This window comes from Corynebacterium sp. HMSC06G04, assembly GCF_001807365.1.
In the GTDB taxonomy this organism is placed as follows: Bacteria; Actinomycetota; Actinomycetes; order Mycobacteriales; family Mycobacteriaceae; genus Corynebacterium; species Corynebacterium simulans.
In genome coordinates, this window is sequence record NZ_KV788624.1 from 1 (window position 1) to 2,945 (window position 2,945).

Consider the following 2,945-nt stretch of genomic DNA (forward strand, 5'->3'; position numbering starts at 1 on the left):
AAAAGAAGCGGAACTAAACCCAGGACGCTTCAGTCCCAGGCTGCGCCGGGTATTGCTCACTTGGTCGAGGAATACCGTCGCAATCACCCGAGGAAAGAAACGAACCACTAACTAGAACACGTGCACCGTAAAAAGTAAAAAGCCCCACAACACAGCGTAGCGGTTAACCGCTACGCTTCTTTTATGCTCTTCCTATGCCCCAACTGTGCAACAGCACCAATAAACTGGCGCCCCGGTTATAAGTTGGGGCGCCAAGTCGATGTGCTCGAGTCGGGGGATGTTAGTGGCCGGTGTCAAGCCGGCCAGACAGTCGGTTCAGCCGGTCCTGACTGGGACCGTCGAGCCCGATAATGGACACGGTTTTGCCTCTGTCCTGGAACTTCTGCGTAATCGCGTCAAAGGTCGCGACCGTGGAGGCATCCCAGATCTCCGCCTCAGTGAGATCAATAGTGATATGACGGGCAGAATCGGTGTAATCAAAGCGATAAACCAGGTCATTGCTTGATGCCCAAAACAACTGGCCATGCACCCGGTAGGTACGAGTATCAATCTCGCCATCGCCATCGCCGTCGCCGTCGATCTCGGAGGCCTTTTCAATGGAAACGATATGTGCCACCCGACGGGCGAACATGATCATCGCGGTGACCACACCCAGCACGACACCAATGGCCAGGTTGCTGGTGGCTAGGGTGGCAATAATCGTCACGGCCATAACAATGGTCTCAGAGACCGGCATGAGTTTAAGGGTGCGTGGATGCACCGAGTGCCAGTCGATGGTGCCGACCGAGACCATGATCATGATTGCCACCAACGCAGCCATCGGGATCATGCCAACGATGTCGCCCAGTGCCAGGACCAGGACCAGCAGGAACACACCGGCTAACAGGGTGGATAGGCGGGTACGTGCCCCGGATTCGCGGACGTTGATCATGGTTTGACCGATCATCGCGCAGCCACCCATGCCGCCGAAGAAACCGGAGGCAATATTAGCCACCCCCTGTCCCCAGGATTCACGAGTTTTATCGGAATGAGTGTCGGTGATGTCATCGACGAGCTTGGCGGTCATTAACGATTCCATGAGACCGACCACGGCCATGGCCAGGGCATAAGGCGCGATGATCTGCAGGGTCTCCAACGTCCACGGCACGTTCGGAATAAACAGGGACGGTAAGGTCTCCGGCATCTTGCCCATGTCCGAGACCGTCGGGACAGTCAAACCGGCGGCAATGACCAAACCGGTGAGCACGATAATCGTGACCAGCGGGGCAGGGATCACACTGGTGAGCTTGGGGAAGAAAATCATGATCACCACACCCAAGCCGACGAGTGGGTAGACCATCCAGGGCACATCAATGAGGTGTTCGAGTTGGGCGGTGAAAATCATAATGCCCAGTGCATTGACGAAACCCAGCATCACCGATCGGGGGATAAAACGCTGAAGTTTCGCCACACCGAGGGCGCCGAGCACGATTTGTAGGACACCGCCCAACAAGACGGTGGCGATGAAATAATCCATCCCGTAACCACGCGCCACAGGAGCAATGACTAGGGCAATAGCCCCGGTGGCGCCGGTTATCATTGCCGGGCGGCCACCGGTAAAGGCGATCGCAATGGCCATGACTACCGAGGAAAACAGACCCATGGCTGGGTCAACACCGGCAAGGATGGAAAAGGCAATGGCCTCAGGGATCAGCGCCAGGGATACCGCCAGTCCGGCCAGAATCTCTATACGGATACGGGCGGGGGAAGAAAATGCGTAACGGAAGGATGCGATGATCCCGGTAGGGGCATCAGCGCCGTCTGGACTCAGGAGGGGGCGGGGGGCCGCCGTGCTAGTTTCAGTCATAGATGTCCAATCTTTGAGGGGATAGGTAACTGGGCGAACGCCCGAAAGGAATCCAACCCTCTAGTAACTTTAGGTTTGGTGATGGTGGTCATGGTAGCGGGAGTTTTACTCAACCGCCAACCCAGGCACAGGAACCCGTGGACAACATCACCGTGAAGGAGAACAGGCAATGCAAAACAGTAATTTCAAGATCGGCGAGGTCGTTGACCAGACGGGGTTGTCGATTCCCACCTTGCGTTATTATGACAACGTCGGCCTGATTACCCCATCGGGGCGTAGCCCTGGTGGGTTCAGGCTTTATAGTGAGGCTGATGTACGTCGTGTTTTGCTGGTGCGACGGATGAAACCGCTGGGGTTTACTCTGGATCAGATGCGGGAATTCCTGGAAGCTGCGGAGATTCTTCATAGTTCAGATGGCGGGCAGGACAGTGATCCCGCACAGCAGGCACGGAGTAATGCCAAGGCCACCCTTGCCGACATTCGTGAGGAGACGCGCACCCGCTACGAAAAGCTACGCAAGCAAATTGCCTACGCTGAGGAATTCCTCGATCTGGTCAACACCCTGGCACACTAAAGTGCCCCCATCCTTCGCAGGGAGAAAAAGACCATCCGATTGAATGCGCTCTGTCGAGTCGCGTTCCAGATGAAGTGGACGAACGCCCGCGGCCTCTCCGGAGTGGATGGCGATAGTGCAGAGGACTTCTGAAATCCGTGCAGACGACTCCTCAAAACGACACAGTCATCCAAGGTCACAAAATCGAAAATTGTCACTTAACCCCATCACTTCCAAACCGGCTTAAGTGACAAAAAAGGGTTAAGTAGCAAAAAGTGTGTCTGAGTTACAGCGCTCTTGCTGCTCAGGCTGGGTAAATCGGGCGGATATAAGGTCTTTATGCTTATATCCGCCCGTTTCGTGTTCAATCCATCGGAATGGCACCCGCATGTGCTAACCGGGGGTTGGTGTGCTTTCCGGGTGAGTAAAAACAGGCCACGATGCCCGGTATGTGCTGGGCAAATGAAGAAAAACGGAACCACATCCAAAGGCACAACCAGGTGGCGGTGCAAAGACCCGAACTGCGGCAGCTCCACGACACGAACT

At 55.6% G+C, this 2,945-nt stretch carries 2 protein-coding genes and 1 pseudogene; 2 read left to right on the forward strand and 1 reads right to left on the reverse strand.

Features of this window, described 5'->3' with window-relative positions:
- Positions 1-280: 280 nt before the first annotated feature.
- On the reverse strand, positions 281-1,846 hold the full coding sequence (locus tag HMPREF3158_RS10640; protein WP_061925833.1) for a SulP family inorganic anion transporter: 1,566 nt from the start codon (positions 1,844-1,846) through the stop codon (positions 281-283).
- Between the two features lie 169 nt (positions 1,847-2,015).
- On the opposite strand from HMPREF3158_RS10640, the gene HMPREF3158_RS10645 reads away from it, so the two are divergent.
- Positions 2,016-2,420 carry a MerR family transcriptional regulator gene (locus tag HMPREF3158_RS10645; RefSeq protein WP_061925830.1) on the forward strand — a complete coding sequence of 135 codons (405 nt, stop codon included), beginning with the start codon at positions 2,016-2,018 and terminating at the stop codon, positions 2,418-2,420.
- Positions 2,421-2,819: 399 nt separating this feature from the next.
- Positions 2,820-2,945 (forward strand): annotated as a pseudogene (locus HMPREF3158_RS12815) (IS256 family transposase); the annotation flags it as partial.